Below are 15,089 nucleotides of genomic sequence, written 5' to 3' on the forward strand. Positions count from 1 at the left end.
CTGCTCATATGGTAGCTACTCTGCCCTTGCTGTTCTCTTGAATCAGCTTCCAGACAGGACCTGTTAACGACAATTTGTCATGTCGACTGTAGTGGGATGCAAGCCCCCGGATTGGATCACCTGCATAAAATTTTTCATATAACAGATGTCTTGCGCCAAGCGGACTGCCGATGAGATCCCAACCCAGCTTGAACAGCTCCACTTTTTTCTCTGCACTTACCGCAGCTCCCTCAAAATACAAATGCATAAATTCGGAGATTGGACCGTAGAAATCCTCGATTCCGGAAGGGGTCTGAACAAAGCCACCTGCGCCGACTTGTTGAAGTATCTCAACAGCCCGTGGATAATATTTGGTTCCCAAACTTCGCGCCGTCTCAACATACGTCAGATCAGGAACGAGCACGCCTGCCGCATCAGGCACGGCTTTGGCCTCCGCTGCAATGATCAGCGCCTTGATTACGTCAATCTGTGTCAGCAACTCCCCCAGTTTCTCCTGAATATGCAGAAATCCGGTTACGCCAATCGATTCAGCCACCGCAAACGCCACACCCGTGACAAATTCCAGCTTGGCTACAAAACGCACGACATTTTGGTGGAAAGCCAGTCCATTGGCTGTACGGTTCCCGCGAAGCTTCAGTACCTTGTCAGAATCGCCGTAGAGAAGCACCCTTTCCCAAGGAATCAGGACATCATCGAAAAAAAGGACGGCATCCATCTCATCGTACCTTGCACTGAGCGGATGATTACGTTCTCTTCCATCAGCAAACGACTCCCTGCACACAATATGCAGTCCTGGTGAATTGGCGGGTACGATCAGGACATGCGCATGTTTCTGATGTCGGGTCTGAAATTGCAGGAACGAAAAGATCAGAAAGTCATGTGTATACGGTGCACCTGTCGCAATCATTTTGGCTCCCCTAACCACAATCCCTTCCGAAGTTTCCTTCACCACATGCAGAAATCGCTCTGCGATCCGCTGATCATCCAGCCCGCTGGAACGATCAATCTGGGGATCAATAATGGCTGTCGTCAGAAAGAGGTCGCGGTCTCTCGCCTCGTAGTAATAGGTGCTGATTTTATCCGCAAATTGGGGATCTAAATCGGATAATTCGTGCCGAGCAGCAAACCATCCGGTGACCATGGAACGTGCATAGTCGGATAACCGGCTCATCATGCCATTGGTGCTGGAAGACCAGACTGAAAAGGACTGACTGCGTTTGCTCAATTCGGCTGCTGTGTGCGGGATAAGAAATGAGCTGTGTGCATATCGCTCCTGTCCCTCGGGAACATAGCCCACTTGCTCCCGTTGAAGAGGATCATCGAGCATATTAAACAACTGCCTGATGGTGGATAGTGTGCCTTTAAAAGCCTCATGTTCGGAAATATTCTTCACCTGCTGCCCTTCCAGCCAGACACGTCGTCCATCCTCCAGACTGGATATGAAAGTATCTCCCCTCAAAATGTCACCCCTTAATTAAATTTTATTTTTCCGATTGATTTGCTATGTTTTATTGTTTATCATAGCTAATATCCATTGGATATCAACAATCAATGAGTCCACATTTGACGGTTAACAAACACAAATGCTTGATCTGTCGGGCAACGTCAAAATAAACTACAATCCGGCTTGATTTGAAGGTGCCTGCATCTTAAGCGCATTCCGATGGATGCATTAAATACGGATCCAGACGATGTTGCTTAACCAACAAAGAATCCTAATCTGTTGTTTTTGAGGTGATATGGAATGAAGGAAACTCGAGGTGTCGACCGAAGAATTTACAGAACCCGTGTCATGATCTCTGAAGCTTTTTTGAAAATGATGAAGAAGCAGGATTACGTGGAAATCAGCATCGTGGACATTGCTGAACAAGCGAACATCAACCGTTCAACCTTCTACGCCCACTTTATAGACAAAGAGGATTTACTGGACAAGATGGTCAACGAGAAATTGGAGTTGCTGGAACATGTACTCAGTGAGCGTTCCGCTGCCATGGATGTGGCCCTTTCTTTTACCGAGCCTGACCCGATCTTTGCGGTCCTGTTTGAGCACATCTTTGAGCATGATGAGTTCTACCGGGTCATGCTACTGATCAATCCTGTTGGCAACTTCAGTACCCGGCTGAACGAAGTGATTATAGCTTATTTTTTTCAACGGATTACCCAACTCGGGATGGATCAGAAGGTTCAGGTACCGCTGGACATTCTACTCGATCATCTCAGCTTCTCCACCAGCGGAATTATTCACAAATGGCTTGAAAACAACAAAGTATACTCTCCCCATCATATGGCTTTGCAGCTTACCCGTCTTGCCCGACTAGGTGTCTACACGGCCATGGGCGCGCAGCCTCAGGATACACGCTCCCCTCATTCCTGACCTGTCTGTTCAGGAGCCGGGGCTAACTTGACCAACCTCCTCTGAGAAAGCTAAACGCAAAAAAACTGCCTTCAAGCTGAAAATCAGCTCGAAAGACAGTTCATTGGAACACTAGACATATCATCGTGTACTCAGGTAAGCAATACCCAGGCCACCCGTAACCGGATTCTTATAGATTTCACAGTCTACATCGAATACCTCACCAATCATCTCGCGAGTCAGAATATCAGCCGGTTTGCCATGGACCACAATCTGGCCCTTCTTCACCACATAGAGATAATCGCAATATTCTGCGGCGAGTTCGAGATCATGCAGCGCTGCCAATATGCCAATGCCGAGTCCACGGACAATATTTAGAATTTGAAGTTGGTATTTGATGTCCAGATGGTTCGTCGGCTCGTCCAGGATCAGGAATTGAGGTTGCTGTGCCAGGACACGCGCCAATACGACACGCTGTTTCTCTCCACCCGACAGAGACACGTAATTGCGGTCTGCATGTCCAGTCAGATGTACTTTTTCCAAAGCCTGTTCCACGATTTCGTGGTCCCGTTCATTATCCGTCTCCAGCATTTTTTTGTGCGGGGTACGCCCCATCATGACCATCTCGCGCACCGTAAAATCAAAACTCAATTCATTAAACTGGCCAACAACGCCCATATGTCTGGAAACAACCTTCGGACTGGATTTGAGAATATCGGTATGGTCCAGAAAAACCTTGCCTTGCTGCGGTTTGATCACTTTATAGATGCTCTTGAGCAGCGTTGACTTGCCACAACCATTCGGTCCAATCAGTCCAACGAACTGTTTGCCTTCCACCTGTAAAGATATGTCCTTGATGATGTCCGTGTTCAGCACAGAGATGGATACATTTTCTACGTTCAGCTTCATGTTTAATTTCCTCCAAAACCGTAGCCTTTTTTGACCAGCATATACATAAACATGGGTGCACCAATCATGGCTGTAATAATACCGATTGGCAGCTCCACGCTAGATATCAGGGATCTTGCGATCACATCCGTCCAAATCAGGAAAATGGCTCCAAACAGCACGGATACAGGCATCACTTTACGATGGTCGGAACCCACCAGACCTCTGACGATATGCGGAATAATGAGTCCCACGAAACCAATCATGCCACAGCTCGCCACCATGACACCTGTCACCAAAGCCGTTAACAGCATGTACACCCTGCGGTACACACTCAGATTAATGCCCAGTGTGACAGCTGCTTCATCCCCCAATAACATCGTATTGAGAACTCTGGACTGTAAAAGGAAGAATAGAATCGCCACCAGCACGACGATACCTACGAGTGGAAGCTTGTTCCATCCGGAAGACGCCAGACTGCCCATGGTCCAGAATGTCACCGTTTTGATGCCTTCAGCATTGTTAGCAAAATAAATAATAAAGTTCGAAAATGCGCTGCAGAGCGCGTTAATTACCATTCCGGCAAGCACCAGCTTGACCGATGTCATTTTCCCACGAATCCCTGCCAAAGTCAGGACCAGTAAGGACGCGCCCATCGCTCCGGCAAAAGCCCAGAAAGCAACTCCGGTCTGACCAAGCCACCCAATTGCACCGAATCCAATGAGAATCGCAAAGGTTGCTCCAAGTGAAGCACCTGAGGATATACCCAGTATGTATGGATCAGCCAGCGGATTCTGCACAGCAGCTTGCATAACAGCACCACACAAGGCCAAACCTGCACCGATAAACATCGCCATCAGCACACGCGGGAAACGAATCTGCCAGATGATATCGGTAAAGGAACCTGCCTCAATGGGTGTTGTCCCCCACTGAAATCCCGTTAATTTGTACAATAGAATACGATATGATTCCGCCAGCGGAATACGAACCTGTCCAATGGAAACCGCGATCCCTACAGAAATAAGCGTAATCATGATTAAAGCTGCAATCAGTAAAGCAAAACCGGATTTACTATGAATCAGAGACTCTCTTTTCCCCATACGCTGCGTCTGGACCTTAACCGTCTGTGCCATCTCTTCCCCCATCAATTCATGTAAAATGTAGATCATATTAAATTTAGCTATTTACAAAGCATTTTATCGGATTATAATTGAGAATGATTATCTTTGTCAATTTAAAACACATCGAAAAGGGGTCCATCATTCCATGAAATTTACATCCAGAACGATTGGCATTGCTGCTCTAAGTCTCCTGTTACTGCTGCTTGTAGCCTGTTCGAATGCTTCAACCTCCTCCACTGCCGAAGAAACAACTACAACCACGAACACGACAGAAACCTCAACTTCTGCGCAGAATACAAATAAAACGACGTACCCGCTCACCATTGAGAATTTCACGATCTCGGGTGAGGGCGGCGAATGGAAACCAAAAGTGCAAGTATTCGATAAAGCACCGGAACGTGTGGTTGCGAATACCCAATCTGCGGCAGAGATGCTCATCAAGTTGGGTCTGACCGATAAAATGGTCGGTGTTGCTGCTCTATACGGTTCCGTTACACCGGATGTGGCTGATGATTTTGCCAAAATTCCGGTATTGTCCAAGGATTACGTAGGTAAAGAGCTGGTTGTAGGTGCAAGCCCGGATCTGGTACTCGGACGTGGTGACCTGTTCGCTGATGCAGACTGGGGTGTGGGTACCGTCGATGGATTGAATGACATGAATATCCGCACATTCCTGCAAACGACGAATCACAAAGGCACACTCGAAAGCCTCTATAGCGATATCGCACAACTTGGGCAGATCTTCGACGTTCAAGAAAATGCCGCAACATTCACCGAAAGTCTGAAGACTCGTGTTGAAGCCATTAAAGCAAGTGTAGCCGATCAGCCTGAACATTCTTTTGCCTACATCGTACCTGCTACGGAAGACACCATTACGGTAAGCAGCATGCAAAACGATACGTATCAGCTTGATGCACTGGGACTGTTGAAGCTGAAAAATACGTTTGATGGCGTGCAAGGTGAGGTAAGTGTTGAGCAATTGATCACAGCGAACCCGGACTATCTGCTCTTGTCTGCGTATGCCGGTTCACCGGATATTGACAAGCTGATTCAAAATCTGTATGCCAATCCTGCCCTGCAAAGTATGAATGCAATCAAGAACAAACAGATCTATGTCACAGATTTCAGCCAGTTCTGGGGTTATGGATATCAAATTCTGGATGGTATAGAGAAAATGGGACAGGAACTTAAAGCTAATCCAATCAAGTAGTGACTGGAGCACAGGAGCAGGAGAAGAAGTTCTCACTGCTCTTTTACTATACTGCCCATGCAATAAATCCTGGATCAAAGCTTGACATTAGTTTGATAACAAACTATATTACACATATGAAAACAAGAGACGCTATTTCACTCATATCCAAAATTAAAGAGAAGGTCAACCGCTTCATCCTGGCCGAGATGGCTGAGCAAGGAATCCAAGATCTCGCCACGTCCCATGGGGATATTATCTATGCCCTGTATAACAATCACAGGATGACCATGGCTGAAATCGCCAAAAAAATTGGCAAGGATAAATCCACGGTGACTGCACTTGTGGACAAATTGGTGCGGACAGGATACGTCGTCAAAGAGCGTGATGCAACAGATTCACGCGTTGTTCATGTGGCTTTGACTGCAAAAGGCGAAGAATTAAAGCCGGTCTTTGAAGAGATATCGCAGCGCATGCTGGACGCGTTCTATGCGGACGTGACGGAAGCGGAGAAAAAAGAACTGCTTCGAATTTTAATGAAAATTCATGGTAACTTCTAATTTTTTTTGGAGAAATAGTTTGATATCAAACCAATATCTTGGAGGAGGTTTTTAGTATGACAGATTACACAAAATTATTACCGAAACATGAGGTCAAGAAGATCGGAGAACATGATTTACACTTGGAAATATTCAAAGGACCCCCGATTTATGATGCCGAAACAGTGACCAAGAAGCCCCCTCTGCTGTTCCTTCACGGTGCCTACACAGGCAGCTGGATGTGGAGCAAATACATCCCCCACTTTGTCCAGCATGGTTGGACCTGTTATGTCATGAACTTGAGAAGTCATTACATGAGTCGGGTCATGGACATGACAAAGATTACGTTTGACGATTATTTGGAGGATATTCGTGAAGTGTTAGCCGGGATCAACGAACCTCCCGTTCTTATTGGCTTCAGCATGGGCGGGATTCTCAGTCAAAAGATTGCCGAAACCGTTACTCTCGCAGGCCTGGTTGTCATTGATGCCAGTATAAGTAAGGAAGTCCATGACGCCGTGCCTTATCCTGAAAAAGATCGTGAAACCGTATCGGACATCATCATGCCTGCACCTGTTCGGCAGGAATTTGCAAGCATCGATGAGACGGCAGAAGACATTGCTTTTCAGCGTAAATATCTGCAAACGGAGTCTGCGAAGGCATTTGCTACCTTTTCAGCCCTGCGAGGAGCCGATGGCGTATCTATTAATGGCGATCTGATCCGTTGCCCCAGCTTGGTGATCAAGGCTGTTTCCTGTGAAGACGAAGATCAAAGAGGTCAATTAACTGCCAAGCAGCTGGGCGCTGCATATGCCGGACTTTGGGATACAACCCATACGGGTTTACTGGTAGGCCAACGGTACTTGGAACCTGTCAAACTCATTCTGGAATGGTTGAACAGACAGCACCCTTTTGAATTAACGGAAAAACTCACAAAATAAAATAAATACCATGTTAAGACCTCCTTCTTACCTTTAATCCTGTATGCAAAAGTTTGTTTTTTTTAGATAAGCTTATATGCATAGTTCTGGATAGGATTAAATGATAAGAAAAGAGGTTTTAATTCATGGCCATTAACACATCCCTCCCCAAGCAAAGGGAGCTGCCTTCCATATCTTCTAGACGCCTTCCGTGGGCGGGGCTACTTGCTTTAGCCATGGCTGGATTCATTTGCATCCTCACTGAAAGCCTGCCTGCGGGACTGCTGCCGCAAATTGCAAAAGACTTGGGGGTCACCGAATCCCTCACTGGACAGTTGGTGACTCTTTATGCCATTGGTTCACTTATTGCAGCCATTCCCTTGACTGCTGCTACACGTGGATGGAGACGCCGACCTCTTCTGCTGGTATGCATCGGCGGCTTTCTTGTCTTTAACACCGTTACCGCCTTATCCTCAGATTATATCCTGACACTTGCTGCTCGTTTTATGGCCGGGGTCTCTGCGGGTGTGTTATGGGGAATGACAGCAGGTTATGCTCGTCGGATGGTCCCGGATTCGTTAAAAGGCAAGGCCATGGCGGTGGCTATGGTCGGTACTCCGGTGGCGTTAGCCCTGGGTGTCCCCATCGGTAGTTTTCTCAGTTCTTATATCGGCTGGCGCCTCATCTTTGGGATTGTATCGCTTCTGACCGCAGCCTTAATCGTATGGGTTCTCTGGAAAATGCCGGATTTTGCAGGAGAGCCAGCCGGGGAACGTCTTCCCCTGCATAAAGTATTTGTAATTCCGGGAGTCAGACCCATTCTGTTTGTTGTTCTAGCCTGGATGCTGGCCCATAATATCCTTTACACCTATATTTCCCCATACCTTGCCCAGACCGTATTTGCAAACAGAGTAGACTTGATTTTGCTCATTTTCGGTATCACTTCCATTGTGGGAATCTGGTTAACCGGAATGCTCATTGACCGATTTTTGCGTAGATTAGTGATTATCAGTCTGGCAGCATTCGCTCTGGGGTCTGTCGTGATGGGAATCGGTACTCATCAACCTGTGATGATTATCCTTGGCATCATGATCTGGGGAATCACGTTTGGCGGGGCTGCCACACTACTGCAAACTGCCATTGCTCAAGCCGGAGACAAAAGTACAGATGTCGCCCAATCGATGCTGGTTACAGCATGGAATCTGGCAATTGGCGGAGGAGGCATCATCGGGGGCATCCTTCTTGAAGTACTTGGAGCAGGATACCTAGCCGGGTCGCTGTTTATCTTGCTCATTCCTGCATTACTCATAACGATGCGGTCTTATAAATATGGATTTCCCAAAGCTAAATAACAGGAAGGCATTTTTTGCATGTGATACACCATGAGTTACGCATAGGACAGAAGAGGAGTTCACTTGATGTGAACTCCTCTTCTGCATTTCATTTTAAAGTTATATAGACTGTGGTCTTATTCTGTCTGTGCCAGCAAATTCGGTCCTTGCATGAGATTTTTATGTGCAATCGGAGAAGACATCGTAATCAAGGTCATATAAGTGCCATACGGGTCACACTTGTTCTCGAACTCTTCAAGTCCCTGGATCGTGTCTGTAAGGATTTTCAGCAAGTAGTTGTACTCCCCGCTAATCCGATAACATTCCACGACTTCAGGGGACGCACGGCAGAAATCCAGGAAGGGATAACAATCCCGTGTACGAAAAAGAACATATGCCGTGTTCTGCTTGCCCAATTTGGATGGGGAGATCACAGTTCGATATTCCTCGATAACCCCCTTTTCTTCCATTCGTTTGACTCGTTCAGTCACAGCTGGTTGAGATAATCCTACTAATTTCCCTAATTCGGTCATGGATAATCTCGCCTGATTCTCCAAGTGAAATAGAATATGCTGATCAATTTCGTCCATGTAATGCACTCCTTTAAAACTATAAGATAGGATTAAATATTACCTTAAATATATTCGCTAATTAATCACAATACCTTTAACACCTTATGTGATACAAGATAAATCATTTATATAATATACACAGTCACAATCATTAATCAAGCACTTCACCTGAAGAGAGGAAGATTGGAATGGAAAAAGAAAATATGAAAACATTGCATACTTATGTGGATCAAGCAATTGACCGCGCTCTAAGCGAAAAAAGAATCGTAGGAACAGTTGTACAGGTTGCATTAGGAGGGGAACTGGTATATAGCCGGGCTGCTGGTTTCGCAGACAGGGAGCAAAAGCGTACCATGGCAGAAAACGCTCTGTTTCGACTTGCTTCCGTAACCAAACCCATTGTGTCCACAGCAGCTCTGGCATTGGTCTCACAAGGAAAGCTGAGTCTGCATGATCCGGTAACTCGCTGGCTACCTGCATTCCGACCCAAGCTTGCCAATGGTCAGGACGCCCAAATAACAATTCATCAGCTGATGACGCACACCGCTGGCTTGACCTATCGGTTCTTCCAAGAAGAGCAAGGAACCTATGAGCGTGCAGGGGTCTCGGATGGAATGGATTTATCTGAATTAAGTCTGGAGGAGAATCTCCAAAGGCTTGCTTCTGTTCCTCTTATATATGAGCCAGGAGACATGTGGAGATATTCCATCGCGACAGATGTACTCGGAGCCGTTATTGAAAAGGTAACCCGAATGTCCTTAAGAGAATCTGTTCAATTACTGGTTACTCATCCACTTCACATGACGGACACTGACTTTGTTGCAGTGGATTCGGATCGATTGACTGCTGCATACGCTGATGGATCTGAAGAACCGCGTCTTCTCCATAATCAATTGGAGCAGGTTCCTTTTATTGAAGGGACTGCCGGTTTCCGGCTTGCCCCCAATCGCGCAAATCAACCTTCGGCTTATCCATCAGGCGGAGCGGGTATGGTTGGAAGTACCGGAGATTTTCTGACTTTACTTGAAGCATTGCGACAAGGAGGACAGCCTCTCCTTACAGAAGCTGTTGCGGCTGAGATGTCTACCAATCAAATCGGTGATCTCGTGATGCCATACTGGCCAGGCAGAGGGTTTGGCCTTGGATTTACAGTACTTAAAGACCCTGTTGCAGCTGGTACACCGGAATCCCCGGGAACGTGGCGGATGGGTGGAACTTACGGCCATTCCTGGTTTGTTGATCCAAAAGAAGAACTTAGTGTTGCAGCATTCACCAACACGGCACTTGAAGGGATGTCGGGAAAGTATACTACCGATATCTGTGATGCCATCTACGCAGGCATTCGTGAAAGCAAAGAGGCTTCAAGAATATAAAAAACATAAAAACCCGCCCAATTGGATTGGGCGGGTCTGCTTATTAACAAAGCCAAGTTCTACGGTCTGTTACGGTTTTAGCTTCTCTTTTTAAAAAGGTAAATCCCTGCGACCAGGATAAACCACACCGGAGTGACAAATAACGCTACTCGCGTATCCTCGGCCAATGCCAGTACTACCAGCACAAACGCCAGAAAAGCCAAAATCAAAACGTTCGAGAATGGATAAAGTGGCAGTTTGAAACGGCTGCGACTCGCAAGTTCCGGCTGAGTACGACGATATCGGAGATGACAGATCACCATGATGCCCCAGACAAAGATAAAGCACACGGTAGACACGCTCGTGATCAGCGTAAATACGCCCTCCGGCATGATATAATTCAGAACAATCGCGATCAAAATAACAATCGTGGAGAAAAACAGCGCGTTGGAAGGAACCTTCCTGTTATTCAGACGTGCAAATGACTCGGGTGCATTGCGATCCTTTGCCATGGAGAACACCATACGGCTTGTACTGAAAATGGCACTGTTACACGCCGACGCTGCGGAAGTCAATACCACGAAGTTCACAATGCCTGCGGCAGCCGCAATTCCCACAGCGGCAAATACCTGTACAAACGGACTTTCAGTAGGCACAATGGCGTTCCACGGGTAGATACTCATAATAATCAGCAGTGCACCGACATAGAAGAGCAGTACCCGGATCGGAATCTGGTTAATTGCTCTCGGAATAACCTTCTCCGGGTTCTCCGTCTCCCCCGCTGTGAGTCCCACCAGTTCCATGCCCACAAAGGCGAACACCACCATCTGGAACGATATGATGAAGCCATGCAGTCCATTCGGGAACCATCCCCCATGACTCCACAGATTGGTGAAGCTCGCAGGACCCTGATCCGTTGTAAAACCTTTGAAAATCATATATAAACCCACCACAATAAGTGCCAGAATAGCCACCACTTTAATCAGGGCAAACCAGAATTCCATCTCACCAAACAACTTGACCGTTGCCAAGTTCATGATTAGCAAAATGACCAACGCAATTAACCCTGGCATCCACTGAGGTACATTTGGAAACCAAAACTGCGTATACAATCCAACGGCCGTAATATCAGCCATGGCAATGGAGATCCAGCAGAACCAGTAGGTCCAGCCTGTAATAAATGCCGCCATATTGCCCAGGTAATCACGCACAAAATCGACAAAGGAATGATACTGCAAGTTGCTTAACAGCAGCTCCCCTAATGCACGCATGATCAGGAACAGCACAACACCCGTAATGATGTAGGCCAGCAAGATGGATGGCCCTGTCAGTTGGATTGTTTTGCCTGCTCCCAGAAACAGACCTGTACCGATCGCACCACCAATTGCCATCAACTGCACATGCCTGTTCTTTAATCCCCTTGTTAACGTTTCTTGCTGCATGATCAACACCACTCTCTTTCTGCACATGCTCTCTACGATGAAAAATAATATTAATCATCATATAATAATCTGCCCAGAATACATATCCCTCTTTTATATATTTTTTTGAACAGCAAAGAGGATGTCCCATAAGTCATGGATATGACGGGGGACACCCTCTTTGCTGTGTTATTTTGTTTTAATGAACCTGACACACGCTATTCGCTCCCATTTGCCCAGATCTGAAACTAACGAATCAGAAAGACGCTATTTCGTCGATTCACTAGATTTTTTAGGTTTGGGAGCCCTTATATGAAGATATAGCGTTACTGAGGTTCGTTAAATCTTGCAACCGTTGATAATCTGCCATTTAAGGTGCGGTAGGTTCGTTAACCATTTATCATACATACCTAATGAAATATATTAAAATATAAACCAAACATAGAACGGAAACGAATAAAAAGGCAATTGCTAATGGTCGTTCGTTTTTCCAAATTCGAATCGCATTAGCAACACTAATCATCACTAGCGCAATCAAATTAATAACACTCGAATACGAATGAAATGAGTTGAACACGATCATAATCATCCCTACGATCCAGATGAGCCAAAACCAAAGTGGAATTTTCAGAAAAAGCTGCTTCATTATGATGTACTCCTTATATATTAAATCGGTCTGTGTAGAAGATATTCTTCAACGTAGATATAAATTCCTTTATTTAGGTCATAATCCCAAATAATCAATACGATTTAGATCCAAATTTCAAGCTTCCTCACAGTAAAAAGGGCTCCCGATAAAGGCGCCCTCTGGTTTATTAAAATAACTATTTTTGCTTATAAAACTCATGATACAGCTTCATTAACGCCCGTTTCTCAATCCGTGATACATAAGAACGTGAGATGCCCAGTTCCTTTGCAATTTCGCGTTGAGTTCGTTCCTCCCCGCCTGCTTCCAGACCAAATCGACCGATGACAACTTCCTTCTCCCGATCATCCAGGATATCTAGATTGCGATAAATTTTGCTTTTCTCAATCTTGAGCTGTACCCGATCTACGACATCATCAGCTTCTGTGCCAAGGATATCGATCAATGTAATTTCATTGCCTTCTTTGTCCGTACCGATAGGGTCGTGCAGGGATACATCTTTGCGTGTTTTCTTCAGGGAACGCAGATGCATAAGTATCTCGTTTTCAATACATCTCGCCGCAAATGTGGCAAGCTTAGTACCTTTGCCTTGTTGAAAACTTTCGATGGCTTTGATCAAACCAATGGTTCCGATGGAAATCAGGTCCTCCTGATCTTCACCCGTATTGTCGAACTTCTTGACAATATGCGCTACGAGGCGCAGATTGTGTTCAATGAGCAGATTGCGGGAATGAGCATTGCCTTCAGCCATAAGGCGCAAATGTTTGGCTTCATCATCCTCAGCCAGTGGCTGGGGGAACGCATTATTTTTGACATACGAGACGAGTAACGTTAACTCTTTAATGAACAGAGCAATTGCGGTAAACAATCCGGGCACAGATGACACCTCCTGCAGTTTTACAACGATCTGGCCTGAGCACGTATGGGAACAGGGTCGATCTATTGTATGTAGGCAGAGGCCCAGAAGTGCACGTACACGTGAAAAAGGGGATGATCTTGCGAAGATTTCACAGGCTCACAGAAACAATGGAACCAACCCGCTGAAGCAGAAGAAATTCTTTTTCCACACTTTCGATAAAATACTTCTTTTCACCAAATAGGACAACATCATTCTGGGCTAATGAAACATCGCTTTTAAAATAGATCACATTGTCCGTTTCACGGAACGCACCTTTGTAATAAAACATCATATTCCTCTCCTTCATCACAGTACCTATAGCTATGTAATAATAAATTAAACCAATACTTACACTCTCATTAACCCCAACTACAAAATTAATAATACCCTATATGTTCCATTCAGATGACTTGATTCATCATAAAAACATAACAACCCCAGCTCTATATGAAACAGAACTGAGGTTGCAGCTCATCCAATATGATTCCTAGTAAATATCCTTTAAACTCTAACCCCTAGGAATACCGGTTAATTACTTGAAAATGCGTTGAGAGAACTGATACAATCCGCTGTTCCAGACAGATGGCTCGTGTCCACCTACATCCAGATAAAACGTATGCGGAATGTTCATGCTGCTCAAGCCGTTTTTGAAGTTCTGGCTGACCCATAACAGGCCATCACTCGATCCGCAGGAGATCCACAACAATTTGAGTTGGCTAGCGACTTGTCCCGGATTGGACACCAGCTGCGATACGGATTGTGTATTTGGTGCAGCCGAGAAGGCCCCTACCCAGGCGAAGGTATTCAGATTTTTCAATCCGAAGTTAAGCGACTGCCCACCACCCATGGACAGACCGGCCAACGCACGACTATTCTTGTCTTTGTACACCGGATAATTGGCCTCGATATGAGGAATCAGATCCTTGAGCAGGTCTTGCTCGAATCGTTCAAACGCAGCCACTTTATCCGGAGCAAAAATGTCACCCACTGGACGGTCATCCTTCATGGCGCGGCCATTCGGCATAACAACGATCATATCTGACAGCTTGCCTTCGGAATACAGGTTGTCCAGAATATTCTTCGGTTTCATAGCGTTAACCCACTCATACTCATCCCCGCCGATGCCGTGCAGGAGATACAGAACGTTATACTTTTTATTCGGAGAATATCCTGGCGGTGTATACACCGTCGCTTTCCGTGTATTGCCTACCGTTGTGGAATAATAGGAGATCAGATTGGTAATGCCGTGCGGAATATTGTTGCGATAGGCATCATAACCCGGCGGTGCAGGCACAACCGGAGTGTTAGCCAGCGCATTTTGCCCGGAATTATCCATGGTACCGGTTGTTCCCTGATCTACCACCGCCTGAATGGGGGTAGGGGCTGCGGTTTCCTGCATATCGGCTGCAGACGCCATTGTAGGTACAAGGAGTGCTGCTGTGATGGAGAGACTCAGAATCTTGGACAGACCTTTTTTCATCAATATCAATCTCCTTTGGAATATGATTTTAAATCGTGTACGAACCTCATAACAGGTCTTTCAGATACAAACAAGCCCAAATTGAAAGCCCTTACATTTTAAGGTAAAGTTCCTCCTTTCTAAGCAAGAACACGGACCACTTACCTTCCCTTACTCAATACGGAAGTACATATCCGCGATCCATAATTTACAAACAATTCCAATTGCATCTTTATTATATCACCTCACAAGACCTGTAAATCATCAAAAAACTTAAATAACTATATCTTATCGTTTAAAAAGTATACTTTTACACACCACCAGACCCCCTATTTGCTTCCGTGCTCCGGTACTCATCATGATATAAAAAAGCCTCAACTCTCCGTGTTCAACGGAAGAA

The 15,089-nt window shown here is 45.7% G+C and carries 14 protein-coding genes; 6 read left to right on the forward strand and 8 right to left on the reverse strand.

Annotated features, from left to right (window positions below):
* Positions 1-4: 4 nt before the first annotated feature.
* Positions 5-1,459: a 4-hydroxyphenylacetate 3-hydroxylase family protein gene (locus AB4111_RS17200; protein ID WP_442032488.1), complete on the reverse strand. Its 1,455-nt coding sequence runs from the start codon at positions 1,457-1,459 to the stop codon at positions 5-7.
* A 285-nt stretch (positions 1,460-1,744) separates the two neighbouring features.
* Between AB4111_RS17200 and AB4111_RS17205 the strand changes: the two genes are divergently transcribed.
* Positions 1,745-2,374 (forward strand): TetR/AcrR family transcriptional regulator, encoded by a 630-nt coding sequence (locus AB4111_RS17205; protein ID WP_442032489.1) that lies wholly within the window; start codon positions 1,745-1,747, stop codon positions 2,372-2,374.
* Between the two features lie 120 nt (positions 2,375-2,494).
* Here AB4111_RS17205 and AB4111_RS17210 read toward each other — a convergent pair whose 3' ends face one another.
* On the reverse strand, positions 2,495-3,262 hold the full coding sequence (locus AB4111_RS17210; protein WP_442032490.1) for an ABC transporter ATP-binding protein: 768 nt from the start codon (positions 3,260-3,262) through the stop codon (positions 2,495-2,497).
* Positions 3,263-3,264: 2 nt separating this feature from the next.
* Positions 3,265-4,341, reverse strand: a complete 1,077-nt coding sequence (locus tag AB4111_RS17215; protein ID WP_218780896.1) for a FecCD family ABC transporter permease — start codon at positions 4,339-4,341, stop codon at positions 3,265-3,267.
* A 166-nt stretch (positions 4,342-4,507) separates the two neighbouring features.
* Here AB4111_RS17215 and AB4111_RS17220 point away from each other — a divergent pair, with 166 nt between their 5' ends.
* The 4 genes from AB4111_RS17220 (at position 4,508) to AB4111_RS17235 (ending at position 8,362) form a co-directional block, all read left to right on the forward strand.
* A complete protein-coding gene (locus AB4111_RS17220) occupies positions 4,508-5,572 on the forward strand; it encodes an ABC transporter substrate-binding protein (RefSeq protein WP_442032491.1) in 1,065 nt (354 codons plus the stop codon).
* 92 nt (positions 5,573-5,664) lie between these two features.
* Positions 5,665-6,111, forward strand: coding sequence for a MarR family winged helix-turn-helix transcriptional regulator (locus AB4111_RS17225; RefSeq protein WP_442032492.1), 447 nt, complete (start codon positions 5,665-5,667; stop codon positions 6,109-6,111).
* 56 nt (positions 6,112-6,167) lie between these two features.
* Positions 6,168-7,031, forward strand: coding sequence for an alpha/beta fold hydrolase (locus tag AB4111_RS17230; RefSeq protein ID WP_442032493.1), 864 nt, complete (start codon positions 6,168-6,170; stop codon positions 7,029-7,031).
* 125 nt (positions 7,032-7,156) lie between these two features.
* Positions 7,157-8,362: an MFS transporter gene (locus AB4111_RS17235; RefSeq protein ID WP_442032494.1), complete on the forward strand. Its 1,206-nt coding sequence runs from the start codon at positions 7,157-7,159 to the stop codon at positions 8,360-8,362.
* A 116-nt stretch (positions 8,363-8,478) separates the two neighbouring features.
* Here AB4111_RS17235 and AB4111_RS17240 read toward each other — a convergent pair whose 3' ends face one another.
* On the reverse strand, positions 8,479-8,931 hold the full coding sequence (locus AB4111_RS17240) for an Lrp/AsnC family transcriptional regulator (protein ID WP_442032495.1): 453 nt from the start codon (positions 8,929-8,931) through the stop codon (positions 8,479-8,481).
* 170 nt (positions 8,932-9,101) lie between these two features.
* Between AB4111_RS17240 and AB4111_RS17245 the strand changes: the two genes are divergently transcribed.
* Positions 9,102-10,286, forward strand: a complete 1,185-nt coding sequence (locus AB4111_RS17245) for a serine hydrolase domain-containing protein (RefSeq protein WP_442032496.1) — start codon at positions 9,102-9,104, stop codon at positions 10,284-10,286.
* 77 nt (positions 10,287-10,363) lie between these two features.
* Here the strand turns inward: AB4111_RS17245 and AB4111_RS17250 are convergent, their stop codons facing one another.
* The 4 genes from AB4111_RS17250 to AB4111_RS17265 all read right to left on the reverse strand — a co-directional run bounded on the left by AB4111_RS17250 (position 10,364) and on the right by AB4111_RS17265 (position 14,710).
* On the reverse strand, positions 10,364-11,707 hold the full coding sequence (locus tag AB4111_RS17250) for an amino acid permease (RefSeq protein ID WP_442032497.1): 1,344 nt from the start codon (positions 11,705-11,707) through the stop codon (positions 10,364-10,366).
* A gap of 803 nt (positions 11,708-12,510) precedes the next feature.
* Positions 12,511-13,209 carry an RNA polymerase sporulation sigma factor SigK gene (sigK, locus tag AB4111_RS17255; RefSeq protein ID WP_090915017.1) on the reverse strand — a complete coding sequence of 233 codons (699 nt, stop codon included), beginning with the start codon at positions 13,207-13,209 and terminating at the stop codon, positions 12,511-12,513.
* 130 nt (positions 13,210-13,339) lie between these two features.
* The gene (locus AB4111_RS17260) at positions 13,340-13,522 is read right to left on the reverse strand and encodes a hypothetical protein (RefSeq protein ID WP_249912092.1); all 183 of its coding nucleotides are present in this window, start codon (positions 13,520-13,522) and stop codon (positions 13,340-13,342) included.
* 240 nt (positions 13,523-13,762) lie between these two features.
* Positions 13,763-14,710, reverse strand: a complete 948-nt coding sequence (locus tag AB4111_RS17265; protein ID WP_442032498.1) for an alpha/beta hydrolase — start codon at positions 14,708-14,710, stop codon at positions 13,763-13,765.
* Between the last annotated feature and the right edge of the window lie 379 nt (positions 14,711-15,089).

The organism is Paenibacillus sp. 2KB_22 (assembly GCF_052115745.1).
Classification (GTDB): domain Bacteria; phylum Bacillota; class Bacilli; order Paenibacillales; family Paenibacillaceae; genus Paenibacillus.